This is a genomic window from Streptomyces sp. ISL-99, from assembly GCF_018614005.1.
GTDB lineage: Bacteria > Actinomycetota > Actinomycetes > Streptomycetales > Streptomycetaceae > Streptomyces > Streptomyces flavidovirens.
This window is the reverse complement of sequence record NZ_JAGGPC010000006.1, coordinates 97,461-121,023: the sequence shown is the minus strand read 5'-3', so window position 1 is coordinate 121,023 and position 23,563 is coordinate 97,461. Positions and strand designations below refer to the sequence as shown.

General features: G+C 69.7%; 23 protein-coding genes. 11 read left to right on the top strand and 12 right to left on the bottom strand.

Annotated features, from left to right (window positions below; genetic code table 11):
• Positions 1-207: 207 nt before the first annotated feature.
• Positions 208-1,917, bottom strand: coding sequence for a glycerol-3-phosphate dehydrogenase/oxidase (locus J7E91_RS04090; RefSeq protein WP_214899163.1), 1,710 nt, complete (start codon positions 1,915-1,917; stop codon positions 208-210).
• Positions 1,918-2,149: 232 nt separating this feature from the next.
• Here J7E91_RS04090 and J7E91_RS04085 point away from each other — a divergent pair, with 232 nt between their 5' ends.
• On the top strand, positions 2,150-3,412 hold the full coding sequence (locus J7E91_RS04085) for a nucleotide sugar dehydrogenase (RefSeq protein WP_214899162.1): 1,263 nt from the start codon (positions 2,150-2,152) through the stop codon (positions 3,410-3,412).
• A gap of 107 nt (positions 3,413-3,519) precedes the next feature.
• Positions 3,520-4,005 (top strand): hypothetical protein, encoded by a 486-nt coding sequence (locus tag J7E91_RS04080; protein WP_214899161.1) that lies wholly within the window; start codon positions 3,520-3,522, stop codon positions 4,003-4,005.
• Positions 4,006-4,054: 49 nt separating this feature from the next.
• On the opposite strand, the gene J7E91_RS04075 is transcribed toward J7E91_RS04080, so the two are convergent.
• The 6 genes from J7E91_RS04075 to J7E91_RS04050 all read right to left on the bottom strand — a co-directional run bounded on the left by J7E91_RS04075 (position 4,055) and on the right by J7E91_RS04050 (position 9,786).
• Positions 4,055-4,876, bottom strand: a complete 822-nt coding sequence (locus J7E91_RS04075; RefSeq protein ID WP_214899160.1) for an FG-GAP repeat protein — start codon at positions 4,874-4,876, stop codon at positions 4,055-4,057.
• Positions 4,810-5,325, bottom strand: coding sequence for an FG-GAP repeat protein (locus tag J7E91_RS04070; RefSeq protein ID WP_214899158.1), 516 nt, complete (start codon positions 5,323-5,325; stop codon positions 4,810-4,812). Before J7E91_RS04070 ends, J7E91_RS04075 begins: the two co-directional genes overlap by 67 nt.
• A gap of 149 nt (positions 5,326-5,474) precedes the next feature.
• Entirely contained in the window at positions 5,475-6,599 is a 1,125-nt protein-coding gene (locus J7E91_RS04065; RefSeq protein ID WP_028812319.1) for a GuaB3 family IMP dehydrogenase-related protein, read from the bottom strand.
• Positions 6,600-6,704: 105 nt separating this feature from the next.
• Positions 6,705-8,207 carry an IMP dehydrogenase gene (gene guaB / locus J7E91_RS04060; RefSeq protein ID WP_214899156.1) on the bottom strand — a complete coding sequence of 501 codons (1,503 nt, stop codon included), beginning with the start codon at positions 8,205-8,207 and terminating at the stop codon, positions 6,705-6,707.
• Positions 8,208-8,345: 138 nt separating this feature from the next.
• Entirely contained in the window at positions 8,346-8,921 is a 576-nt protein-coding gene (locus J7E91_RS04055) for a sigma-70 family RNA polymerase sigma factor (RefSeq protein ID WP_028812321.1), read from the bottom strand.
• 253 nt (positions 8,922-9,174) lie between these two features.
• Positions 9,175-9,786, bottom strand: coding sequence for a response regulator transcription factor (locus J7E91_RS04050; protein WP_003948568.1), 612 nt, complete (start codon positions 9,784-9,786; stop codon positions 9,175-9,177).
• A 391-nt stretch (positions 9,787-10,177) separates the two neighbouring features.
• Between J7E91_RS04050 and J7E91_RS04045 the strand changes: the two genes are divergently transcribed.
• Entirely contained in the window at positions 10,178-10,504 is a 327-nt protein-coding gene (locus tag J7E91_RS04045; RefSeq protein WP_214899152.1) for a WhiB family transcriptional regulator, read from the top strand.
• 106 nt (positions 10,505-10,610) lie between these two features.
• Here J7E91_RS04045 and J7E91_RS04040 read toward each other — a convergent pair whose 3' ends face one another.
• Positions 10,611-11,507 carry a LysR family transcriptional regulator gene (locus J7E91_RS04040; protein ID WP_214899150.1) on the bottom strand — a complete coding sequence of 299 codons (897 nt, stop codon included), beginning with the start codon at positions 11,505-11,507 and terminating at the stop codon, positions 10,611-10,613.
• Positions 11,508-11,587: 80 nt separating this feature from the next.
• Between J7E91_RS04040 and J7E91_RS04035 the strand changes: the two genes are divergently transcribed.
• The 8 genes from J7E91_RS04035 (at position 11,588) to J7E91_RS04000 (ending at position 19,382) form a co-directional block, all read left to right on the top strand.
• Entirely contained in the window at positions 11,588-12,295 is a 708-nt protein-coding gene (locus J7E91_RS04035) for an MOSC domain-containing protein (protein WP_214899148.1), read from the top strand.
• A 10-nt stretch (positions 12,296-12,305) separates the two neighbouring features.
• On the top strand, positions 12,306-13,079 hold the full coding sequence (locus J7E91_RS04030; protein ID WP_214899145.1) for an SDR family oxidoreductase: 774 nt from the start codon (positions 12,306-12,308) through the stop codon (positions 13,077-13,079).
• Positions 13,080-13,238: 159 nt separating this feature from the next.
• Positions 13,239-14,327 (top strand): substrate-binding domain-containing protein, encoded by a 1,089-nt coding sequence (locus tag J7E91_RS04025; RefSeq protein ID WP_214899143.1) that lies wholly within the window; start codon positions 13,239-13,241, stop codon positions 14,325-14,327.
• A gap of 108 nt (positions 14,328-14,435) precedes the next feature.
• Complete coding sequence (locus J7E91_RS04020) at positions 14,436-15,758, top strand: ABC transporter substrate-binding protein (RefSeq protein WP_214899141.1); 1,323 nt, start codon at positions 14,436-14,438, stop codon at positions 15,756-15,758.
• Positions 15,759-15,765: 7 nt separating this feature from the next.
• The gene (locus tag J7E91_RS04015) at positions 15,766-16,662 is read left to right on the top strand and encodes a carbohydrate ABC transporter permease (RefSeq protein ID WP_214899140.1); all 897 of its coding nucleotides are present in this window, start codon (positions 15,766-15,768) and stop codon (positions 16,660-16,662) included.
• The gene (locus tag J7E91_RS04010) at positions 16,659-17,528 is read left to right on the top strand and encodes a carbohydrate ABC transporter permease (protein ID WP_214899139.1); all 870 of its coding nucleotides are present in this window, start codon (positions 16,659-16,661) and stop codon (positions 17,526-17,528) included. The genes J7E91_RS04015 and J7E91_RS04010 overlap by 4 nt, the downstream gene beginning before the upstream one ends.
• 59 nt (positions 17,529-17,587) lie before the next feature.
• Positions 17,588-18,616: a hydroxyacid dehydrogenase gene (locus tag J7E91_RS04005; protein WP_214899138.1), complete on the top strand. Its 1,029-nt coding sequence runs from the start codon at positions 17,588-17,590 to the stop codon at positions 18,614-18,616.
• A gap of 70 nt (positions 18,617-18,686) precedes the next feature.
• A complete protein-coding gene (locus J7E91_RS04000) occupies positions 18,687-19,382 on the top strand; it encodes an ester cyclase (RefSeq protein ID WP_214899137.1) in 696 nt (231 codons plus the stop codon).
• A gap of 84 nt (positions 19,383-19,466) precedes the next feature.
• On the opposite strand, the gene groL is transcribed toward J7E91_RS04000, so the two are convergent.
• From groL to J7E91_RS03980, 4 genes are all read right to left on the bottom strand, one after another.
• Positions 19,467-21,095: a chaperonin GroEL gene (gene groL, locus J7E91_RS03995; protein ID WP_214899136.1), complete on the bottom strand. Its 1,629-nt coding sequence runs from the start codon at positions 21,093-21,095 to the stop codon at positions 19,467-19,469.
• Between the two features lie 94 nt (positions 21,096-21,189).
• Positions 21,190-21,498, bottom strand: coding sequence for a co-chaperone GroES (gene groES / locus J7E91_RS03990; RefSeq protein WP_028812332.1), 309 nt, complete (start codon positions 21,496-21,498; stop codon positions 21,190-21,192).
• A gap of 229 nt (positions 21,499-21,727) precedes the next feature.
• A complete protein-coding gene (locus tag J7E91_RS03985; protein ID WP_214899135.1) occupies positions 21,728-22,591 on the bottom strand; it encodes a polysaccharide deacetylase family protein in 864 nt (287 codons plus the stop codon).
• Positions 22,588-23,526, bottom strand: a complete 939-nt coding sequence (locus J7E91_RS03980; protein WP_214899133.1) for a polysaccharide deacetylase family protein — start codon at positions 23,524-23,526, stop codon at positions 22,588-22,590. Before J7E91_RS03980 ends, J7E91_RS03985 begins: the two co-directional genes overlap by 4 nt.
• Positions 23,527-23,563: the final 37 nt, after the last annotated feature.

The window sequence follows — 23,563 nt, the reverse complement described above, 5'->3', positions numbered from 1 at the left end:
GCCCGCGATGGCTGCGTTCCAGGGTGATGCTGTAACAAGCCCTGGCAGAGCCTTCATTGTCCCTCACCGCGCGACCGATCGTGGTCCCGGGTCGCCGGGGCCTCTGCACAGCACGAACAAAAGGGACCACGCGCAGGTCACAGCAGTGTCAGAGCAGCTCCACCGAACCTCCCCACCACCTGGCCGAGTTCACCGCATCACGGCCAGTCACTGGATCGGTGCGATGTCCGGGGCCCCCAGTCGCGCCGCGTCGGCCGTCTGATCGTCCGGCTGGAGCTGCGACTCCCGCTCCGCCTCCACCCGCTTCTCGTAGTGCTCGATCTCCTTCTCGATCTGCTTCTTGTCCCAGCCGAGCACCGGCGCCATCAACTCCGCGCACTCCCGCGCACTGCGCGTCCCCCGGTCGAAGGTCTCGATGGAAATGCGCGTACGGCGTGTCAGTACGTCGTCCAGATGCCGCGCCCCTTCGTGCGAGGCGGCGTACACGACCTCGGCCCGCAGATAGTCGTCCGCCGCGCTCAACGGGTCGCCAAGGCCGGGGTCACGGGCGATCAGCTCCAGCAGTTCCTCGGCCAGCGAGCCGTACCGGTTCAACAGGTGTTCCACGCGCACCACATGAAGTCCCGCCCGCGCCGCGATCCGCGCTCGCGCGTTCCACAGCGCGCGGTACCCCTCCGCCCCGGCGAGCGGCACGTCCTCCGTCACGCAGGCGGCGACCCGCTGGTCGAGTGCGTGCACCGCCTCGTCCACTGCGTCCTTCGCCATCACCCGGTACGTCGTGTACTTGCCGCCCGCGACGACGACGAGCCCCGGCACCGGGTGCGCCACCGTGTGCTCGCGCGAGAGCTTGCTGGTGGCGTCCGACTCCCCGGCCAGCAGCGGCCGCAGGCCGGCGTACACGCCCTGCACGTCGTCGCGCGTCAGGGGCACCGCCAGCACCGAATTCACATGCTCCAGCAAATAATCGATGTCCGCGCTGGAGGCCGCCGGATGCGCCTTGTCGAGGTCCCAGTCGGTGTCGGTCGTGCCCACGATCCAGTGCCGCCCCCAGGGGATGACGAACAGCACCGACTTCTCGGTCCGCAGGATCAGCCCGGTCGACGAGTGGATCCGGTCCTTCGGTACGACCAGGTGGATGCCCTTGGACGCCCGCACGTGGAACTGCCCGCGCTCGCCGATGAGCGCCTGGGTGTCGTCCGTCCACACCCCGGTCGCGTTGACGACCTGCTTGGCCCTGACCTCGTACTCCCCGCCGCCCTCCAGATCCCGCACCCGCGCCCCGACAACCCGCTCGCCCTCGCGCAGGAAGCCGACCACGCGCGCCCGGTTGGCGACGTGCGCGCCGTACTGCGAGGCCGTGCGGACCAGCGTCGTCACATAGCGCGCGTCGTCCATCTGGGCGTCGTAGTACTGCAACGCGCCGACCAGAGCGTCCTTCTTCAGCGCGGGCGCCACCCGCAGGGCGCGCTTGCGGGAGAGGTGCCGGTGCATCGGCAGGCCGCGCCCGTGCCCGGACGACACCGACATCGCGTCGTACAGCGCGACACCCGACCCGGCGTACCAGCGCTCCCACCCCTTGTGCTGGAGCGGGTAGAGGAACGGCACGGGTTTCACGAGATGCGGTGCCAGCCGCTCCAGCAGCAGTCCACGTTCCTTCAGCGCCTCCCGTACGAGCGCGAAGTCGAGCATCTCCAGATAGCGCAGCCCGCCGTGAATCAGCTTGCTCGACCGGCTCGACGTGCCCGAGGCCCAGTCCCGCGCCTCGACCAGACCGGTCGAGAGCCCGCGCGTGACGGCGTCGAGAGCCGTCCCCGCACCGACCACTCCGGCGCCCACGACGAGCACGTCCAGTTCACGCTCGGCCATCGCCGCGAGCGCCTCGGCGCGCTCGGCGGGTCCCAGTGTCGCTGTCCTCACTGCTGCCTCCCGTAGTGGTCGGGGTGGCCGGGATCACATCCCTGCCTCCTCGATTCTGTCTGTGCCGCCCGTCTTCAGCCACCGCCTGTGGACAACACTCCCGCGCCTCGGCCTCACACAATGCCGCATAACGGTCATATTTACGCTTAGTCTGAAATTGCGCTCGCTCGAACTGTCCACAGGGCTTGCGTCTTGCCTCCCCTCCGGCTATTGGGAAGGACGGCCCACCGCCATGCCCGCAGATCTCGCCGTCATCGGACTCGGCCACCTCGGCCTGCCCCTCGCCCAGGCCGCAGTCGCCTCCGGCATCGACACCATCGGCTACGACACCGACCCACGCCGCCTCGCGGACCTCGCCGCCGGGCGCGCCCCGGGCGACGGCTCCCTCACCGCCGCCGACCTGCGCCGCATGCTGGCCGGCGGTTTCCGTACCGTCAGGGCCCCCGCCGAGCTGGGCCGGGTCCGTACCGCCGTCATCTGTGCCCCCACCCCGCTCGGCGCCGACCGTACGCTCGACCTCAGCGCCGTCGGCGACGCCGCCAGAGCCCTGGCGGCGCAACTGCGCCCGCACACCACCGTGCTGCTCGAATCCGCCGCCTACCCCGGCACCACGGAAGAATTCCTGCGCCCCATCCTCGAAGAAGGCTCAGGACTGCGCGCGGGCCGCGACTTCCACCTCGCGTACTCCCCCAGTCGGGTGGATCCGGGCAGCCGGCTGCACAGTTTCGCCGGCACCCCGCAGGTCATCGGAGGCCTCACCCCCGCCTGCACCGAATCGGCCGCCGCCTTCTACGCGCGCCTCACCGACAAGGTGGTCCGCGCGCGCGGACCGCGCGAGGCCGAGACCGTCGGCGTACTCGAAACGAACTACCGGCACGTGAACATCGCCCTGGTCAACGAGATGGCCGTGCTCTGCCACGACCTCGGCGTCGACCTCTGGGACGTCATCCGCTGCGCCGAGACCAAGCCCTTCGGCTTCCAGGCGTTCCGCCCGGGACCCGGCGTCGGCGGCCACGGTGTCCCCGTCGACCCCAACTACATCCCGCACGGCAGCCGCACCCCCGGCCACCCCCTGCGCATGGTCGGCCTCGCGCAGGAGATCAACGACCGCATGCCGCAGTACGTCATCCAGCGCTGCGCCACGCTCCTCAACGAGCACGGGAAGTCCGCCCGGGGCGCCCGCGTCCTGCTGCTCGGCATCACCTACAAGCCGGACCTGGCCGACCAGCAGGGGTCCCCCGCGCAGGAGATCGCCACCCGCCTGATGGACCTGGGCGCCCAGATCGGCTACCACGACCCGCTCGTCCCCGACTGGCGCGTACGTGACGTCCCGGTTCCCCGCGCCGACTCCCTCTACGAGGCGGCCGCCAACGCGGACCTGACGGTACTTCTGCAGAACCACCGCACGTACGACCTCCAGGCCCTGGCGGTGAAGGCCCAGCTCCTCCTCGACACGCGGGGCGCGTCCCCGACGGGCGCGAGCCACCGGCTCTGAGCGCCGAGAGGCACGGGAATTCCCAGGGCCGGTGTCGTACGGGGCTGCTAGCCTGCGGCGTCATTTCCCGCACACCCGTGCGCATGCATCCCTGGGGGGATTCTCAGATGAGCCAGCCCGTACCGCCGCCGTCCTCCGGCAACCCGTTCGCCGACGGCGCCTACCCGCAGACGCCGGCCCCGGCCGGGGCGCGCGACAACGTCGCCCTGGGCGTCGCGGCGGCCTTCGCCACCGCGCTCGTCAGCGCCGGAATCTACGGCGGCATCATCGGCGCCACCGAGTACCAGATCGGCTTCGCGGCCGTCGGCGTCGGCTACCTCATCGGCCTCGCGGCCGGCAAGGCCGGCGGCGGCAACCCCGCCCTGCCGGTGGTGAGCGCGATCCTCTCGCTGGGCGCGGTCTACCTCGGCCAGCTGCTGGGCCTGGCGATCGCCGTCTCCGACGTGCTCCGCCTCACCGTGACGGAGCTCTTCTTCGAGAACTTCCCACTGCTGACCACGGGCTGGAAGGAAGAGGCCGGACCGATGTCCTTCCTCTTCCTCGCCATAGGCGCCTTCGCCGCCTTCTCGGCCGCCAAGAAGTCAGCGGCCTGAGAAGGCGGCGAAGGGGCGGTCGCCCGGAGCTCCGCCAGCCGAAGGCCTGTCAGCCGCCGAAGTGGAACCCGAAGTTGGCGCCGCCGACCGGGCCGCCGAGGCCGGAGAGGTTGAAGCTGGTGGCGCCGGTGCCGGTGACGCCGGGGGCGCCCGTCCTCAGCTTCCAGACCCGGCCCTTGAAGCCGTCCTCGCCATTGCCGCCGACGTAGACCTCGGGCTTGCCGTCCCGGTCGGTGTCGATGACGCGGACCGCCGATCCGAAGTGGTCGGCGGTCTCCGACGCGCTGGGAATCCCCGCCGAGTCCTGCGTGAAGGTCTTCGCACCCGTGGTGGTGACTCCGGTGGCGCTGCCGCGCAGGACGGTGATCGCTCCACCGGCCGTGACGGCCGCGTCGCTGCCGGTCTCCCAGTCGGCGCCGACGACGATGTCGGCGTAACCGTCCTGGTCCGTGTCGGCCACGGACACGTCCGAGCCCCAGCGGTCCTTCTCCTCGTCCACGCCGGGGACGCCCGTGCTCTTCTGCGTGTACGTCCGGCCGGGCAGCGTCGCGCTGACGCCGTCCGGGCCGCCGTACGTGACGAAGATCCTGCCCCCGAACGCGTCGGCGCTCCGGTCGGGGCTGCCGCTGACGAAGTCCTGGTAGCCGTCCTTGTTCAGGTCACCGAAGGAGCCGTTCCAGCCGGAGGTGACCGCGCCACCCCGGACGAGGCCGGAGGCCGTGCCCCTGAGGACGGAGCCCTTGGTCCGGGACATGTCGCCGGTGGCGGTGCCGTGGGCCACGACGTCCCGGACACCGTCGCCCGTCATGTCACCGACGTGGACGTGGTTGACGCTGTGGCCGTCCTCGGCCGGGGTGTCGCGGAACCGCACGGCCGACGGCTGCCGGTCGTCACCGTGGTGGCCGGTGCGGTGATGCCCTGGGCGCCGCCCCAGAAGACGAGGATGCCGGGGCCGTCGCGGACGATCAGGTCGTCGTAGCCGTCCCCGTCCACATCACCGTGGCCCCCGAGGTAGCCCCACCTGCGGTCGGCGGTCGGCTCTCCGGGGACGCCAGGCGTGGCCTGGGTCAGAAAGGCGGCGGTGTCGTGCTTCAGGCCTGCGGCCGATCCGTACACGACGGAGATTCCGCCGGCCTTCTTCAGGCCGGTGACGGTGGCGGATTCCGCGCTGATCGCGAGGTCGGGGTAGCCGTCCCCGTTGAAGTCCGCGGTCGTACGGTCCGCCGGCCCCGGCTCCACGGCCATGGCCGGAGCGATGCCGGGGACGCTCAGAACAGTGGCCGCGCATATGCCGGTGGTCACCAGGAAATGCTTGCGCAAGACGCAACCCCCCAAGTTGATCTTCAGGCGGTCCGATCGACCGCCCGAAGATCAAGCACACGCTCTCCGGGAAGAAGCGGGGCCGCCCAGCGCTTCGCCCCGCGCGGAAAACCGGGCGGGGCGAAGCGTCGGGCTCGTACGCGCAGGGGTCAGCGCTTGTGCTCGGCCGGGGAGACCGTCACCTCGACGCGCTGGAACTCCTTGAGCTCGCTGTAGCCCGTCGTCGCCATCGAGCGGCGCAGCGCGCCGAACAGGTTCATCGAGCCGTCCGGGGTGTGCGACGGGCCGAGGAGGATCTCCTCGGTCGTGCCGACAGCGCCCAGGTCCATGCGCTTTCCGCGCGGCACGTCCTCGTGGACGGCCTCCATGCCCCAGTGGTGGCCGCGGCCCGGCGCGTCGGTCGCGCGGGCCAGCGGGGAGCCCATCATCACGGCGTCCGCGCCGCAGGCGATGGCCTTGGGCAGGTCGCCGGACCAGCCGACGCCGCCGTCGGCGATGACGTGCACGTACCGGCCGCCGGACTCGTCCATGTAGTCGCGGCGGGCGGCTGCCACGTCGGCGACGGCGGTGGCCATCGGGACCTGGATGCCCAGCACGTTGCGCGTGGTGTGCGCGGCGCCGCCGCCGAAGCCGACGAGGACGCCGGCCGCGCCCGTACGCATCAGGTGCAGCGCGGCGGTGTACGTCGCGCAGCCGCCCACGATGACCGGCACGTCGAGCTCGTAGATGAACTGCTTGAGGTTCAGCGGCTCGGCGGCGCCCGACACGTGCTCGGCGGAGACCGTAGTGCCGCGGATCACGAAGATGTCGACACCGGCGTCCACGACGGCCTTGGAGAACTCGGCCGTACGCTGCGGCGACAGCGCGGCGGCGGTGACGACGCCCGAGTCGCGCACCTCCTTGATGCGCTGCCCGATCAGGTCCGCCTTGATGGGGGCGGCGTAGATCTCCTGGAGGCGGCGGGTCGCGGTCTCGTCGTCGAGCTCCGCGATCTCCTGGAGCAGCGGCTCCGGGTCCTCGTACCGCGTCCACAGACCTTCGAGGTTCAGTACGCCGAGACCGCCCAGCTCACCGATGCGGATGGCGGTCTGCGGCGAGACGACGGAGTCCATCGGAGCGGCCAGGAACGGCAGCTCGAAACGATAGGCGTCGATCTGCCAGGCGATCGAGACCTCCTTCGGGTCCCGGGTGCGCCGGCTCGGCACGATGGCGATGTCGTCGAACGCGTACGCCCTGCGGCCGCGCTTGCCGCGCCCGATCTCGATCTCAGTCACGTGTGTGGCCTTTCCCTCTTGGTATGCCGTTCCAGTATCCCCGACACACACGGGAGGGGCGGCCCCGGGAATCTCCGGGGCCGCCCCTCAGCGCGTATGCGCGTGTTACTTCCTGCTGTAGTTCGGCGCCTCGACCGTCATCTGGATGTCGTGCGGGTGGCTCTCCTTGAGACCCGCGGACGTGATCCGTACGAACCGGCCGTTCTGCTGAAGCTCCGGAATCGTCCGGCCGCCGACATAGAACATCGACTGACGCAGCCCGCCCGCGAGCTGGTGCACGACGGCGGACAGCGGACCCCGGTAGGGCACCTGGCCCTCGATGCCCTCGGGCACGAGCTTGTCGTCGGCGCCGACGCCCTCCTGGAAGTACCGGTCCTTGGAGTACGACTTGGCCTGGCCGCGGGACTGCATCGCGCCGAGCGAGCCCATGCCGCGGTACGACTTGAACTGCTTGCCGTTGATGAAGAGCAGCTCGCCGGGCGACTCCTCGCAGCCCGCGAGCAGCGAGCCGAGCATCACGGTGTCGGCGCCCGCGACGATCGCCTTCGCGATGTCGCCCGAGTACTGGAGGCCACCGTCGCCGATGACCGGCACGCCGGCGGTCTTCGCGGCGAGCGAGGCCTCGTAGATGGCGGTGACCTGCGGTACGCCGATGCCGGCGACGACGCGGGTCGTGCAGATGGAGCCGGGTCCGACGCCGACCTTGATGCCGTCGCAGCCGGCGTCGATGAGCGCCTGGGCGCCGTCGCGGGTGGCGACGTTGCCGCCGATGACGTCGACCGTGGAGTTCGACTTGATCTTGGCGACCATGTCACCGACGAGCCGGGAGTGGCCGTGGGCGGTGTCGACGACGATGAAGTCGACGCCCGCCTCGATGAGTGCCTGGGCGCGGTCGTACGCGTCACCGGCGACACCCACGGCCGCGCCGACGAGCAGCCGGCCCTCGGCGTCCTTGGCGGCGTTCGGGTACTTCTCGGCCTTGACGAAGTCCTTGACCGTGATGAGGCCCTTGAGGATGCCCGCGTCGTCGACCAGCGGAAGCTTCTCGATCTTGTGGCGGCGCAGCAGCTGCACCGCGTCCACGCGGGAGATGCCGACCTTGCCCGTGACGAGCGGCATCGGCGTCATGAGCTCGCGGACCTGGCGGGCGCGGTCGGTCTCGAAGGCCATGTCGCGGTTGGTGACGATGCCGAGCAGCTTGCCCGCCGGGTCGGTCACCGGCACGCCGCTGATGCGGAACTTGGCGCACAGCTCGTCGGCCTCACCGAGCGTGGTGTCCGGGCGCACGGTGATCGGGTCGGTCACCATGCCGGACTCGGAGCGCTTGACGAGGTCGACCTGGTTGGCCTGGTCGGCGATCGAGAGGTTGCGGTGCAGCACACCGACACCGCCCTGCCGTGCCATGGCGATGGCCATGCGCGCCTCGGTGACCTTGTCCATCGCGGCGGACAGCAGCGGGACGTTCACCCGTACGTTCTTCGAGATGTACGAGGAGGTGTCGATCTGGTCGGGCGCCATGTCCGACGCGCCGGGCAGCAGCAGCACGTCGTCGTAGGTAAGCCCGAGCATCGCGAACTTCTCGGGCACTCCGTCGACGTTGGCAGTCATGCCTGACACCTTCCCAAATGGTCTTGCTCGGCGCGGATGTCCATGCTAACGGGATCGTGCGGTGTCTCATTCCACGAGCAAGATCACCTGGCGAGTTTGTACGTTCGCACGGGACGCCGAGGCGTGAGGTGCGGCCGTCTACTGCCCGGCGAGCGCGCGCAGGCGGCTGAGCGCGCGATGCTGCGCGACCCGCACGGCGCCGGGTGACATACCCAGCATCTGCCCGGTCTCCTCTGCGGTCAGGCCGACCGCGACCCGCAGCACCAGCAGCTCGCGCTGTGCCTGCGGAAGATTGGCCAGAAGTTTCTTCGCCCACTCCGCGTCGCTGCTCAGCAGCGCCCGCTCCTCGGGGCCGAGGGAGTCGTCGGGCCGCTCGGGCATCTCGTCGGACGGCACGGCGGTCGATCCGGGGTGCCGCATGGCGGCCCGCTGGAGGTCGGCGACCTTGTGCGCGGCGATGGCGAAGACGAATGCCTCGAAGGGCCTGCCCGTGTCCTTGTAGCGCGGCAGCGCCATGAGGACCGCGACGCAGACTTCCTGTGCCAGGTCCTCCACGAAGTGACGGGCATCACCGGGCAGTCGGCTCAGCCGAGTGCGGCAGTACCGCAGTGCCAGCGGGTGGACGCGGGCCAGCAGGTCGTGCGTCGCCTGCTCGTCGCCCTCGACGGCACGTCGGACGAGTGCACCGATCACCGTCGTCTCGTCGTCGCGCATCGGTCCATGGTGCCTTGATGCCGAACCATCCGTGGCACCACGTCCGTAGTTGTGCACCGAAGCGTTATGAGCAGGTACGCCGGAACTCATCTCCTGAGCCCTCCCCTCCCGCTCGACCGAATCGTCCCCGAGGAACTCCACCCCTCAAGGATGCGGCATCGGCGGCGGAAAGGGGCACGGGCGTCCGTCGCCCCGCCCACCGGACGGCGGACGGGGAGCGTGGTACCCGCGCGGGAACGCACCGGACCCGGTCCTATCGGACCAGGCCCCAGCGGAATCCGAGCGCGACCGCGTGCGCCCGGTCCGAGGCGCCGAGTTTCTTGAAGAGCCGCCGGGCGTGCGTCTTGACCGTGTCCTCCGAGAGGAAGAGCTCGCGGCCGATCTCCGCGTTGGAGCGTCCGTGGCTCATGCCTTCGAGCACCTGGATCTCACGCGCCGTGAGCGTCGGCGCCGCACCCATCTCCGCGGACCGGAGCCGGCGCGGGGCGAGCCGCCAGGTCGGGTCGGCGAGCGCCTGGGTGACGGTCGCCCGCAGTTCGGCGCGCGAGGCGTCCTTGTGCAGGTAGCCGCGGGCGCCGGCGGCGACCGCGAGCGCGACCCCGTCGAGGTCCTCGGCCACCGTGAGCATGATGATCCGGGCGCCGGGGTCCGCGGAGAGCAGCCGGCGCACCGTCTCGACGCCGCCCAGACCAGGCATGCGTACGTCCATCAGAATCAAATCCGAGCGGTCGGCGCCCCAGCGGCGGAGGACTTCCTCGCCGTTGGCCGCTGTCGTCACGCGCTCCACACCGGGCACGGTCGCGACCGCGCGGCGGAGCGCCTCTCGGGCAAGCGGGGAGTCGTCGCAGACGAGGACGGATGTCATGACGGTCCTCCGCGGCTCTCACAGCTGCTGCGCGTCACCTTGAGCCTCCAGGCTGGTACATATCTCGTCACCTGTGCGATTGACGCTCTCGGACACTTGCCCGATCGCTTGTTCTCTCAACCGCCTCGCACTCTCAACGACGGTCACTCGAAAGAGTTACGGGTCGGACGGGCGCCATCAACACTCTACGTGAGGGCTCGGTCGCACAGAAGCGCATTGGGGGTCGCCATGCCCCCTAAGTAAAGCTATGCCCCATTTAGCGGCTTTTCTTCCGTTTTGCTGGTGTCTGTGGCTAGATTCGCAATGAGTCATATTTACATCTACTTGCACAAGTAGATGCCACCTCACGGTCCAGACGCACTCTCGATGCATCGATGCAAGGGGACAAGCAATGGCAGATTTCTCCCGCCTTCCCGGACCCAACGCCGACCTGTGGGACTGGCAGCTGCTCGCAGCGTGCCGCGGGGTGGACAGCTCGCTCTTCTTTCATCCGGAGGGAGAACGGGGCGCGGCACGGAGTGCGCGTGAGAACTCGGCTAAGGAGGTCTGCATGAGGTGCCCGGTACGCGCGGAATGTGCGGCACACGCCCTCGCGGTGCGTGAGCCCTACGGCGTATGGGGCGGACTGACCGAGGACGAGCGCGAAGAGCTGATGGGCCGCGCGCGCACCCGCCTCATCGTGGCCTCAACAGGGCCCACCGGTACGCCATCTCCCTGAAGGAACGTTTCTGCAACTCGCCGGAGCCCAAGCCGGAGCCCGAGCCCGCGAGCAAACCCGCACCCGCACCCGTCGCGAACCCAGACAGACGACCGCACGACCCCGCTCAGCGAGCCGCAGCCAGCGCCAGCTGGTCGAGCGTGGCCGCCACCGCCGGCACCTGAGCCAGGTCGGGCAGCGTGAGCGCCACGATCTCGCGCCGCACGGCGGGCTCCACCGCCACGGTGCGCGCCCCCTTCGGGCGTACCGACTCCATCGCCAGCTCTGGCAGGACCGCGACCCCCAAGCCGGCGCCGACCAGGCCGATCACTGCCGGATAGTCGTCGGTCGCGAAATCGATCCGGGGCGCGAAGCCCGCGCTTTCGCACACCTCGACCAACTGCCTGCGGCAGCGCGGGCAGCCCGCGATCCACGGCTCGTCGGCCAGTTCGCCGATGCCGACCTCGCCGGCGTCCGCGAGCCGGTGCCCCTCCGGGACCAGGCCGACGAGGCGGTCGGTGAGCAGCGGGCGTACGACCAGGTCGTTCCAGTCCTCGGTGGCGCCGCCGGGCCCGTACCGGAACGCCAGCGCCACGTCGCAGTCGCCCTCGCGCAGCATCTCGACCGAGCGCGGAGGCTCCGCGTCGACCAGTGAGACGCGGGTGCCGGGGTGGGCGGCGCGCAGGGCGGCCAGCGCGGTGGGGACGAGGGTGGAGCTGCCACTGGGGAACGACACCAGGCGTACGCGTCCGGCGCGCAGGCCGGCGATGGCGGCGACCTCCTCCTCGGCGGCGGTCAGCCCGGCGAGGATGCCGACGGCGTGCCGGACGAGAACCTCGCCCGCCTGGGTGAGGCGCATCTCGCGGCCCGTACGGATGAGGAGCGTGGTCCCCGCGGAGTGTTCGAGGGCCTTCATCTGCTGGCTCACGGCGGGCTGTGTGCAGCCGAGTTCGCGCGCGGCGGCGGAGAACGAGCCGGTGGCGGCCACGGCGCGCAGGACACGGAGATGACGGGCTTCGATCACTCTTCAAGCATAAGCGACTCTTGGGTTTGTTGCAGAATAATGGCGAGCAACTTTGAGTCACGGCCGGTTAGCGTTCGGCCATGAAGCTTCTGACAGTGAATCTCGGTCGGCCGGAGGCAGTGGACTACACCGATGCCCCGAGTGGCAGGACCGGCATTCACAAGCAGCCCGCCGATGGACCCGTACGGGTGGTGGCGCCCGGACCGAAGGGTGTCGGGGCGAGCGGCCTGGTGGGGGACGCGGTGTGCGACACACGCCACCACGGTGGGAACGACCAGGCGGTGTACGCCTTCGCGCGCGAGGACCTCGACGGCTGGGAGCGCGAGCTCGGACGCACCCTGGTCAACGGCTCGTTCGGCGAGAACCTCACCACCCTCGGGCTCGACGTGAACGGCGCGCTGATCGGCGAACGCTGGCGCATCGGCGCCGACTTGGTTCTGGAGGTGACCTGCGGCCGCATTCCGTGCAGTACGTTCGCCGCCAGTCTCGGCGAGAAGGGGTGGGTCAGGCGCTTCACGCGGCAGGCCGCGCCCGGTGCGTACCTGCGGGTGATCGAGCCCGGCGAGATACGGGCGGGCGACGCCATCGAGGTCGTGCACCGCCCCGCCCACGACGTCACGGTGAGCGTGCAGTTCAGGGCGGAGACGACGGAACGCGAGCTGCTGCCGCGCACCCTGGCGGCCGGTGACGCACTGCACCCCGAGGCGCTGGAGGCCGCGCGCAAGTACGTCACCCGACAGTCCTCGGCACGAAAGCCTGAAGGGCAGGCGGGGTATCCGGGGCACTAACGTGCCCCGCATGACGACTGCACTCATCACAGGGGCGACAGCAGGCATCGGCGCCGCCTTCGCGCGACGCCTCGCCACGGACGGGCACAACCTGGTGCTGGTGGCCCGCGACACCGAGCGGCTCCAGGAGCAGGCGACAGAACTGCACGACCTGCACGGCATCGAGGCGGAGGTGCTGACCGCGGACCTGTCGACGGAGGCGGGGATCGCGTCGGCCGAGGCGCGGTTGTCGGACCGCAGACATCCGGTGGATCTGCTTGTCAACAACGCCGGGTTCGGCAACAAGGGGCGCTTCCTCGAAGTGTCCATGGCCGACGAACTGACCATGCTGAAGGTGCACTGCGAGGCGGTTCTGCGGCTGACGGCGGCGGCCACGGCGGGGATGAAGGAGCGGGGGCGCGGCGGTGTCGTCAACGTCGCGTCGGTCGCGGCCTTCGTACCGCGCGGGACGTACGGCGCCTCGAAGGCGTGGGTCGTGCAGTTCACGCAGGGCGCGGCGCGGGACCTGGCGGGCAGCGGGGTACGGCTGATGGCGCTGTGCCCCGGCTTCGTGCGTACGGAGTTCCATGAGCGGGCCGGGATGGGAACGGACAACATCCCGGCGTGGATGTGGCTGGACGCGGACAAGCTGGTGGCGGCGGCGATGGGCGATCTGGCGCGCGGGAAGACGGTGTCGGTTCCGGACCCCCGGTACAAGGCGCTGATGGGCGCGGTGAAGCTGGCGCCTCGCGGCCTGCTTGGAGGAATCACCTCCAAGACTGGCCGCAAGTACGGGCCCCAGTAGTCGAGTCCTCGGCACGGGGTGGCGCTCGTCGTGGGTGCGACGCCGGAATTGCAGAACCCGGACTGCTCGAACGTCAGTGGATTACGGTTGAATGATCGAAACTCCTATCGTTCGATCACGCTGGTTTCTGTGCCACACACTGCGAGGGGGACTGCCGCCGTGCGCGAGAGTGCTGCTGAACGTCATGACCGACTGCTCGGCCTGGTACGGGAACGGGGCTCGGCCCGCGTCTCGGAGCTCGCCGGGCGGCTGGGCGTCTCGGCCGTCACGGTGCGCCGGGACGTCGAGGAGCTGGCGGGGCGCGGGCTGCTCGACCGGGTGCACGGGTCGGTGTCGTGGCCGCGGGAGAAGGGCGGTCCGGCGGCGCCGGCCGGGGTCGGCGGCGGCCTGGTGCTCGGCATGCTGGCCCCCTCGGCGACGTACTACTTCGCGGAGGTCATCCGGGGTGCGCACGAGGCCGCGGCGCGGGCCGGCGCCCGGCTGATCCTGCGGATCTCCGACTACCGCCCGGAGGAGGACCAGGCACGCACCGAAGGCCTGCTCGCGGCCGGGGCCGAGGGGCTGCTGGTGGCGCCGGGGTGGCGACGGCCGGGCGACCCGGCGGCGTACGGCGACTGGATCACCTCGCTGCCCGTGCCGACCGTGCTGCTGGAGCGGCAGCCGGTGCCGGGGTCGCCGCTGGACGGGCTCGACCGGGTCTGCTCGGACCACCGGCACGGGGTGCTGCTGGCCGTGCGCCACCTGATGGAGCTGGGGCACGGGCCGCCGCTTCTGATGGCCCGTGACGACTCGCCGACGGCTCTCGCGGTGCGTTCGGGGTACGCAGAGGCGCTCGGCGTGCTGGGGGTGCGGGCGCCGCAGGAGGTGATCGACTCCGTACCGGCGGAGGTGCATCCGGACCGGTTCGAAGCGGCGGTGCAGGCACTGCGGGCGGCGGTCGCCTCGGGGGCGGCGACGGCTGCGCTGATCCACAACGACGTGGACGCGATCCAGGTGGTGCAGCGGCTCGCGGAGCTTGGTGTGCGGGTGCCGCGGGATCTCGCGCTCATCGCGTACGACGACGAGGTGGCGGCGCTCGCGGACACCCCGCTGACGGCGGTGGCACCGCCCAAGCACGAGGTGGGACGGCATGCGACCGGGCTGCTGGTGGAGCGGCTCGGGCAGGAGCGGGGGTCGGACGGAGAGGCGCCGCAACGGCATCTGACGCTGCTTCCGCAGTTGCGCGTACGGGCGTCCTGCGGAGCCTGAACCATCTGTTCTTTTTTCGATCAATCAATCTTTCGCTCTTGACTTCGCTCAGTGCTGGCTCAAGGATCACGGCCAACGCAATGTCGCCGCCCGTTCAGGAGCCGTGCCGTGAGCCCCAGTTGGAACAGAACGTCCTCTGCCATAGTCGGCGCCGTCACCGCCCTCGCCGTTCTCACGGCCTGCGGCGGCAGCGGTGACGGCAGCAACGACAGCACCGACGGAACGAAGCCCGTCTCGATCACCTTCTGGGGCTGGGCCAAGGGCTCGAAGGAGGTGGTCGACGCCTTCAACGCCTCGCACAAGAACATCCGGGTGAAGTACGAGGAGATCCCCTCCGGCAACGCCGGTGGTTACGCCAAGATCTCCAACGCCGTGAAGGCCGGCAACGCCCCCGACCTGGTCTCCATCGAGTACCCGATGCTCCCGGAGTTCGTCAGCCAGGGCTCGGTCCAGGACATCAGCGGCCACCTCACCGACGACGTGAAGAAGAAGTTCCTGCCGCAGGCGGTCGAGCTGACCACCCTGGGCGGCAAGAACTGGGCCGTCCCCTTCGACGCCTCGCCGCAGGCCTTCTACTACCGCAAGGACCTGTTCACGAAGTACGGCGTCGAAGTCCCCAAGACGTGGGACGAGTTCCGCAAGGCCGCCGAGAAGGTCAAGAAGGCCGACAGGAAGGCGCGCATCGGCACCTTCTTCCCCGACGACCCGACCACCTTCCAGGCGATGGCCTGGCAGGCAGGCGCCCAGTGGTTCAAGGCCGAGGGCGACACCTGGAAGGTCGACACGAGCGACGCCGCGACGACGAAGGTGGCGGCGTACTGGCAGGGGCTGCTCGACGACGACCTGGTCCGCAACAACGCCTCCTTCAGCCCGGAGTGGACCAACTCCCTCAAGAGCGGCGGCACCATCGGCTACCTCGGCGCCTCCTGGGGCGCGGGCGTTCTGACAGGCACCCTGCCCGAGCAGAGCGGCAAGTGGGCCGTCGCACCGATGCCGTCGTGGGACGGCAAGCCGGCCAGCGGCATGCTGGGCGGCTCGACCTTCGCGGTGACCAAGGACAGCGACAAGACCGAGGCGGCGGTCGAGTTCGCGAAGTGGATGACGACCACGGAGGACGGCATCAAGGCCCGGATCGCCTCCGGTACGTCGAGTGCCTTCCCCGCCGCGGCAGAGCTGCGCCCAGCCGCGAAGCAGGCCTTCGACGCGACGTACTACGGCGGCCAGGACATCTACCAGGTCTTCGAGGACGCCGGCGCCTCCATCGGCCCCAACTGGGCCTGGGGCCCGAGCACCGGTACCACCAACACGGTCATCAAGGACGGGTTCGGCAAGGTCGCGAACGGCGGCGCGACGATCGCCGACGCGGTCAGGGCCGGGCACGACGCGACCGTCTCCGAGCTGAAGAAGCGCGGCCTGAAGGTGGAGGGCTGAGAAGAACGTGAAGGCCCGCACCCGCACCCATGCCGCCGCCGGCGTACTGCTGACTCCCTTCTTCGTCCTCTTCATCCTGGTGATGGTGGTGCCGATCGGATACGCGGTCTGGCTGAGCCTGTTCACCGAGAAGCAGTCGGGACTGGGCTTCGGAGGAAAGGAGACCGTCTTCAGCGGCCTCGCCAACTACACGGCGGCGCTGGGTGATCCGGCCTTCCGCGAGGGCTTCGTCGTACTCCTCGGGTACTGCGCCTTCTACATCCCGCTGATGATCGGCGGAGCCCTCGCACTCGCCCTGCTCCTCGACTCCACGCTCGCCCGCGCCCGCCGCTTCTTCCAGCTCGCGCTCTTCCTGCCACACGCCGTCCCGGGCATCATCGCCGCGCTGATCTGGGTCTATCTCTATACGCCCCAGCTCAGCCCGGTCGTCGACGCCATGGAGGCCGGCGGCATCGGCTTCGACTTCTTCGCACCCGAAGGCGCCCTCCCCTCCGTCATCAACATCGCGCTGTGGGAATGGCTCGGCTACAACATGGTGATCTTCTACGCCGCCCTCCAGGCCGTGGACCGCTCCGTGCTCGAAGCGGCCACGGTGGACGGGGCGGGCGCCTGGCGCATCGCGCTCAGCATCAAGGTCCCGCTGATCCGCGCCTCGGTCGTGATGGTCGCGCTGTTCACGGTCATCGGCTCGCTGCAGCTGTTCACCGAGCCGCTGATCATCAACAAGGGCACCGGATCATCCGTCACCTCCACCTGGACGCCGAACATGTACGCGTACACCGCGGCCTTCGACCGTAACGACTACGGGCTCGCGGCTGCCGCCTCCGTACTCCTCGCGCTCACCGCCGCGCTGCTCTCCTTCGCGGTCACCCGCTTCACCGGGCGGAAGGGGAAGAAGGCATGAGCTCTCCCGCTAAAGGCTCTCCCACCCCGACCAGTCGCTGGCTTTCGAAGACCGCCGTCAACGGCGCGCTCGTCCTCGCCATGCTCTACATGCTTCTCCCCCTCGTCTGGCTGGTCACCGCCGCCACCAAGGACACCGGCGGCCTGCTCGCCGGAAACGCCTTCTCCTTCGAGGACTTCAACCTCGGCGCGAACCTGTCCGCACTGGCGACGTACAGCGACGGTGTCTACTTCCGCTGGTACCTCAACAGCCTTCTGTACGCGGGCGGCGGGGCCGTGGTCAGCTCGCTGATCAGCGTCGCCGCGGGCTACGCCTTCGACAAGTACCACTTCGCCTGCAAGGAGAAGCTCTTCGGCGTCGTCCTGCTCGGCGTGCTGGTCCCGACCACCGCGCTCGCCCTGCCCATGTACCTGCTCGCCAGCGAGGTGGGCATCGTCAACACCTACTGGGCCGTGCTCGTCCCCGTACTGGTCCACCCCTTCGGCGTCTATCTCGCCCGGGTCTTCAGCGCCGGCTACATCCCCGACGAGGCCCTCGAAGCCGCCCGTATCGACGGGGCCGGCGAGCTGCGCACCTTCTGGTCCATCGGTATGCGCCTGATCATGCCGGGCTTCGTGACCGTCTTCCTCTTCCAGTTCACCGTGATCTGGAACAACTTCTTCCTCCCCCTGGTGATGCTCTCGGACCAGAAGCTCTTCCCGCTGAGCCTCGGTCTGTACGCGTGGAACAGCAACGCCCACGGCGAGCCCGAGTTCTACCCGCTCGTCGTCACCGGCTCCCTCCTCGCCGTCGTCCCCCTGATCGTCGCCTTCGTCTCCCTCCAGCGGCACTGGAAGGCCGGGCTCACCGCCGGAAGCGTCAAGTGACGCACGCGAGCGACCGTCACGCGCCCGTCACGCGACCGAAGAGGAGCCCGAGTTCCACCATGCACCACACCACTGACAATCAGCCGTCCCTGCTTCTCGCCATGGCCCCCGGCATCGCGGAACGCCTGTTCACTGAGCGCCACCGCGCCCGCCTGGCCGAGCTGTCGCGCACCGACCCGCACCTCGTCGCGCACGACCTCACCACCCCCGCACCGCACATCGCGGCGGCCCTCGCCGAGGCGGAGGTCCTCTTCACCTGCTGGGGCGCCACCCCGCTCACCGCCGAAGTCCTCGACGCCGCCCCGAACCTGCGCGCCGTCATCCACGCGGCGGGTTCCGTCAAGCACCACATCACCCCGGCCTGCTGGGACCGCGGCATCGCCGTGACCTCGGCAGCAGCCGCGAACGCGCTGCCCGTGGCGGAGTACACGCTCGCCGCGATCCTCTTCGCCGGCAAACGCGTCCTGCACGCAGCCGCCCGCTACCGCGCCCTGCGCGCCGACCACGACTGGCGCGCGGAACTCGACGGCGCCGGAAACCACCGCCGCACCGTCGGCATCGTCGGCGCCTCGCGCATCGGGCGCCGCGTCATCGAACTGCTGCGCCCCTTCGACCTGGACGTCCTGCTGTACGACCCGTACGTCGACCCGCGCGAAGCCGCCGCGCTCGGCGTCGAGCTCGCGCCCCTCGACGAGCTGTGCGCCCGCAGCTCCGTCGTCTCGGTCCACGCCCCCCAGCTCCCGGCGACCCACCACATGATCGACGCCCGCCGGCTGGCCGCGATGCCCACCGGCGCGACGCTGATCAACACCGCGCGCGGCTCACTCATCGACGAGGCCGCACTGCTCCCCGAGCTGGCCTCCGGCCGCCTGAACGCCGTACTCGACGTGACGGACCCGGAATTGCCGCCACCGGACTCGCCGCTCTACGACCTCCCGAACGTTCTCCTGACCCCCCACATCGCGGGCTCGCTCGGCAACGAACTGCACCGCATGGCCGACCGGTCCCTGGACGAACTGGAGCGATACGCCACTGGCCGGCCCTTCGCCGACCCGGTCCACCCGGCGGCCTTGCGGCGCTCGGCCTAATGCGGCGCAAATCGCACATTTCACTAGACTGGACGTGTCCCATCCACCACTCGCAGGCCCGGGAGATGTCGTGAAATTCGTACAGATCATCGACTACAAGACCGAGCGGTCCGAAGACATGAACCAGCTCCTGGACAGGTGGGCCGAGCAGACCAAGGGCAAGCGGACCGCCACGCACAACATCGTCGGCAATGACCGGTCCGAGAAGAACCACTACGTCGAGATCGTCGAGTTCCCGTCGTACGAAGAGGCGATGAAGAACTCCCAGCTACCGGAGACCGACCGCACCTTCCAGGAGATGGTGGCGCTCTGTGACGGGATGCCGTCGTTCACGGACCTCGACGTGGTCCGCGACGAGCAGCTGAACAAGGACCTCTGCAACCGCTTCTTCGACGAGATCGCCGTCGCGGGCAACCTCGACGCCATCGACGAGGTGTTCGCGGCCGATTACCGGGACCACGACATCTTCAAGGAAGAGGAAAGCACGGTCGGCGCCGACGTCATCCGCAGTGACCTGACCGGCTGGCGCGACGGCTTCGACTTCCGCTTCACGATCGACAAGCAGGTGGCCGAGGGCGACGAAGTTGTCACGCTGTGGACCTGGACCGGCACCCACAAGGGTGAATTCATGGGCGTCGCCCCCACGGGCAAGAAGTGCACCATGACCGGCACCACGGTCTTCAGCTGCCACGACGGGAAGATCCAGGAAGGCTGGTGGCACATGGACGCCATGAGCCTGATGCGGCAGCTCGGCGCGATGCGCTAGACAGAAAACCCGGACAGAAAGCAGCGGGGCCCCCGTCCCCACCGCTGAGCGGTGGAAACAGGGGCCTTCTGGCGTCGTACGACGTCAGTGGCTGTGGCCGTGACCGTGGCCGTGACCGGCGTCCGCCTCGTCCTCGGCCGGCTTCTCGACGACCAGGGTCTCGGTCGTGAGCAGCAGCGACGCGATGGACGCGGCGTTCTCCAGCGCGGAGCGGGTGACCTTGACCGGGTCGATGACGCCGGCCTTGACCAGGTCGCCGTACTCGCCGGTCGCGGCGTTGAAGCCGTGGCCCTTGTCGAGCTCGCTCACCTTGGCGGTGATGACGTAGCCCTCGAGGCCCGCGTTCTCGGCGATCCAGCGCAGCGGCTCGACGACGGCGCGGCGGACGACCGCGACACCCGTGGCCTCGTCACCGGTCTTGCCCAGGCCGCCCTCGAGCACCTTGGCGGCGTGGACCAGAGCGGAACCACCACCGGAGACGATGCCCTCCTCGACCGCGGCGCGGGTCGCGGAGATGGCGTCCTCCAGACGGTGCTTCTTCTCCTTGAGCTCCACCTCGGTGGCGGCGCCGACCTTGATCACGCACACGCCGCCGGCCAGCTTCGCGAGGCGCTCCTGGAGCTTCTCGCGGTCCCAGTCGGAGTCCGTGGACTCGATCTCGGCCTTGATCTGGTTGACGCGGCCGGTCACCTCGGCGGAGTCGCCGCCGCCGTCGACGATCGTCGTGTCGTCCTTCGTGACGGTCACGCGGCGGGCGGAGCCCAGCACGTCGAGACCGGCCTGGTCGAGCTTGAGGCCGACCTCTTCGGCGATGACGGTCGCACCGGTGAGGGTGGCGATGTCGCCGAGCATGGCCTTGCGGCGGTCACCGAAGCCGGGAGCCTTCACCGCGACGGCGTTGAAGGTGCCACGGATCTTGTTGACGACCAGGGTCGACAGGGCCTCGCCCTCGACGTCCTCGGCGATGATCAGCAGCGGCTTGGAGGCGCCGGCCTGGATGACCTTCTCCAGGAGCGGCAGCAGGTCCTGGATCGAGCCGATCTTGCCCTGGTGGATCAGGATGTACGGGTCGTCGAGGACGGCCTCCATACGCTCCTGGTCGGTCACCATGTACGGCGAGAGGTAGCCCTTGTCGAAGGCCATGCCCTCGGTGAAGTCGAGCTCCAGACCGAAGGTGTTGGACTCCTCGACGGTGATGACACCGTCCTTGCCGACCTTGTCCATCGCCTCGGCGATGAGCTCGCCGACCTGCGAGTCCTGGGCGGAAAGCCCGGCCACGGCGGCGATGTCGGACTTGTCGTCGATCGGACGGGCGTTCGCGAGGAGGTCCTCGGAGATCGCCTTGACCGCGGCGTCGATGCCCTTCTTCAGGGCGGCCGGGGAAGCACCGGCGGCGACGTTGCGCAGACCCTCGCGAACCAGGGCCTGGGCCAGCACGGTGGCGGTGGTGGTGCCGTCACCCGCGATGTCGTTGGTCTTGGTCGCCACCTCCTTCACCAGCTGGGCGCCCAGGTTCTCGTACGGGTCGTCGAGCTCGACCTCACGCGCGATCGTGACACCGTCGTTGGTGATGGTGGGGGCGCCGAACTTCTTGTCGATGACGACGTTGCGGCCCTTGGGGCCGATCGTCACCTTCACCGTGTCGGCAAGCTTGTTGACGCCGCGCTCGAGGGCGCGACGGGCGTCCTCGTCGAACTTCAGAATCTTCGCCATGGAGCTTCTCTGTCCTCTCAAACGAAATGCGCCCCGGGCCACCCGGCATTCGCTGGGGGCCAGGGGCGCAAATCAAAAGCAATCTTCGGGCGAATTACTTCTCGATGATCGCGAGCACGTCGCGAGCCGAGAGGACGAGGTACTCCTCGCCGCTGTACTTCACCTCGGTGCCGCCGTACTTGCTGTACAGCACGACATCGCCGACGGATACGTCGAGCGGCAGGCGCTCGCCGTTCTCGAAGCGGCCCGGGCCCACGGCCAGGACGACGCCCTCCTGGGGCTTCTCCTTGGCGGTGTCCGGAATGACCAGGCCAGAGGCCGTGGTCTGCTCGGCGTCGAGCGGCTGGACCACAATGCGGTCCTCGAGCGGCTTGATGGCAACCTTGGAGCTGGTGGTCGTCACGGTCCGGTCTCCCCCTTCGGAGATCTCACGGGGTTAACTGATGTGGGGTGGCGACCAGGTGGATCCGTCGTCGCGGGTGCCGGACCTGCCCGTCGCTACTGTTGGCACTCCCCAGTGGAGAGTGCCAACGCCGAGACTATGACGCGGTTAGCACTCGGTCAAGCGGAGTGCCAATCCTGCGCCGCCTCACGTGTTGACGGACGGGCCCGCGCGGGCCGGCCGGCAGGCGTCAGAGGTAGTCCTCCAGCCGCGCCACGGCGAACCCCTGCTCCTGGATACGCCGCAGCATCCGCGATGTCATCTCGGTGATCGTGGCGCCCTTGAGCTCGCCGGGACCGCGGAAGTGCGCCAGCACGATGTCGCCCGGCCGCAGCCGGTCGCCGTGCGCGTACCGCAGGTCGTTGATCTGCACCGAAGCCCCCCACAGCACCACCGCCTCGGCCCCGCAGTCGCCCGCCGCCCGCAGCGTCTGGTTGTTGTACGCCCCGTACGGCGGCCGGAAGAGCCGCGGTCGCGTCCCGAAGCGGGCCTCCAGGCGGTCCTGCTGGCCGCAGATCTGGGCGCGCTGTCCGGCGTACGGGAGACCGGGCAGGTAGGCATGGTCGACGGTGTGGTTCTGCACGGCGCTGAGCCCGCCGCCCGCCCGCCTCAGCCGGTCGAAGTGGTCGTACCCGGGCGAGGCCACGCTGTCCGTCAGGAACATGCTGATCGGCAGCTTGAGCTCGTCCACCATCCGTACGAACTCCGGATCGCGCTCCGCTCCGTCGTCGAAGGTGAGGAAGACGACCTTGTCGCGGGTCGGTACGCGGTGCACGACGAAGGGGCGCTCCGGTTTACGGGCCGGCGGCGCCGGCGCCGCACGGAGCGGCGCCCGCAGTCCCCAGCGCGCGTACGCCCCGGCGCGCGGGGCCGACGGGGCGTGCGCCCGGAGCCCCCCGGCGCCCGCGGCCCCCACGTCGCGCACCTTGGGGGCGACGCTGCGCACCGCCTTCCTCCCCAGCCGCTCGATCGGGTCCACGGACTGCGCGCAGCCGGTGAGCGTCAGCGCACCGACCGCCAGCAGCCCGGCCGCCAGCCGGTGCGCGCGCCTCACAGGTAGTCCTCCAGCCTGGCGACGGCGTACCCCTTGGCGGTGACCGTCTTCATGACCCGCCGGATCATGTCCGGCATGGTGCCCTTCCAGTCCTCCTTGCCGCGGAAGTGCGTGAGGATGATGTCGCCGGGATGCAGGTCGCGGTCCCACTCGCGCCACTCCATCCGGTCGGGGAACGCCTCGGCTGCCCACAACGGCACGGCCTCGATGCCGCAGGAGCGGGCGGCGCGCAGGGTGTCGGCGTTGTAGTTGCCGTACGGCGGCCTGAAGAGCCGGGGCCGTTTGCCGTACCGCTGCTCGATGACGTCCTGCATCCCGCAGATCTCGCGCCTCTGCTGCTTGTACGAGAGTCCGGGCATGTAGCGGTGGTTGAGGGTGTGGTTGTGCAGCGCTACGCCGCGGCCCTGCATCCTCTCGAAGTAGCCGTAGTTCTCGCGCACCAGGTAATCGCTGAGGAACGCGCTGTAGGGGATGCCCAGTTCGGTCATCATCCGCAGCAGCTCCGGGTCCTTCTCCGCGCCGTCGTCCATCGTCAGGAAGACGACCCGCTCCTTGACCGGGACGGTGGTGAAGACGGGCGGCAGCCCCGGACCCGCGCTGAATCCCTTGCGTGTGGTGATCTTCGGTTTCACGGCGGGTGGTGGGGGCGCGGCGAGCGGGGGCCGCGCGAGGCCCCACTTCTTGGCGGCGGCGGCGCGCAGGGCCTGGGCCCGCCGTAGCCGTTCGGCGTATCCGGCCAGATCCTGGTCCGCCCCTGGCCGGTACTCCTGTTGCTGGCCGGCGGCGGGCGCGGGCTGCCCGCCCTGCTCCGGCGTGTCGGCGGGCCCGCCGGCACATCCGGACCCGATCGCGGAGGCAAGGAGCACGGCCAGGACCATACGGACCTGCCTGCGACTCTTCCTCCTAGTTTCTTCCTTTTGTCGTACTAGCTGCATGGTGTCGGATCCTGTCAGCGCACGGCACCGTCTTCGG

Coding starts and splice junctions, on each gene's coding strand:
- J7E91_RS04035 (WP_214899148.1), top strand. CDS start 11,588: ATGAAGCTTCTGACAGTGAATCTCGGTCGGCCGGAGGCAGTGGACTAC.
- J7E91_RS04050 (WP_003948568.1), bottom strand. CDS start 9,786: ATGACATCCGTCCTCGTCTGCGACGACTCCCCGCTTGCCCGAGAGGCG.
- J7E91_RS03980 (WP_214899133.1), bottom strand. CDS start 23,526: ATGCAGCTAGTACGACAAAAGGAAGAAACTAGGAGGAAGAGTCGCAGG.
- J7E91_RS04030 (WP_214899145.1), top strand. CDS start 12,306: ATGACGACTGCACTCATCACAGGGGCGACAGCAGGCATCGGCGCCGCC.
- J7E91_RS04045 (WP_214899152.1), top strand. CDS start 10,178: ATGGCAGATTTCTCCCGCCTTCCCGGACCCAACGCCGACCTGTGGGAC.
- J7E91_RS04005 (WP_214899138.1), top strand. CDS start 17,588: ATGCACCACACCACTGACAATCAGCCGTCCCTGCTTCTCGCCATGGCC.
- guaB (WP_214899156.1), bottom strand. CDS start 8,207: ATGACTGCCAACGTCGACGGAGTGCCCGAGAAGTTCGCGATGCTCGGG.
- groL (WP_214899136.1), bottom strand. CDS start 21,095: ATGGCGAAGATTCTGAAGTTCGACGAGGACGCCCGTCGCGCCCTCGAG.
- J7E91_RS04080 (WP_214899161.1), top strand. CDS start 3,520: ATGAGCCAGCCCGTACCGCCGCCGTCCTCCGGCAACCCGTTCGCCGAC.
- J7E91_RS04085 (WP_214899162.1), top strand. CDS start 2,150: ATGCCCGCAGATCTCGCCGTCATCGGACTCGGCCACCTCGGCCTGCCC.
- J7E91_RS04010 (WP_214899139.1), top strand. CDS start 16,659: ATGAGCTCTCCCGCTAAAGGCTCTCCCACCCCGACCAGTCGCTGGCTT.
- J7E91_RS04055 (WP_028812321.1), bottom strand. CDS start 8,921: ATGCGCGACGACGAGACGACGGTGATCGGTGCACTCGTCCGACGTGCC.